The sequence below is a fragment of the Lactobacillus sp. C449L genome, from assembly GCF_059900815.1.
On sequence record NZ_JBWXGA010000430.1, the window covers coordinates 1 to 398 of the forward strand.

Consider the following 398-nt stretch of genomic DNA (forward strand, 5'->3'; position numbering starts at 1 on the left):
GTGGAGCCGAAGGTCGCGACGATCGAGCTTCGATCCCAACGACAGCCGCGCGGCCAATGTCCACCTCCTGCGCGTGACGCCCGAGGGGTCGCTGACCACCCGCTCTTGCCAAAACCCCCCGCATGACGGATGTTCCGCATGTGGGGGGGGATGCGGCTATGGCTCGTAAAAGAGGGGCTTTTTTCGCGTTGATGCTGGCGGCGGCAGGCGCCGCCTTCCCGGCAACGGCTCAGCCGTTGGCACCGGACGATGCGGCCAGGCTGGAGGCGATGCGCAAGGCCGCCGACGACTTGGACGAGGCCGCCGATCCCGCCGCCTACCGCAAGGCGTGGGAGGAGGTGCTCGCCTTCGCCTCCACCCTCTACCCCGCGGACCATCCCGAGCTTGCGGTGCTGCAG

General features: G+C 68.8%; 1 protein-coding gene. It reads left to right on the forward strand.

The window, feature by feature from the left end:
- Positions 1-158 precede the first annotated feature (158 nt).
- The coding region (locus AC2JF9_RS10125) for a hypothetical protein (protein ID WP_500727511.1) at positions 159-398 on the forward strand (240 nt) is incomplete at its 3' end.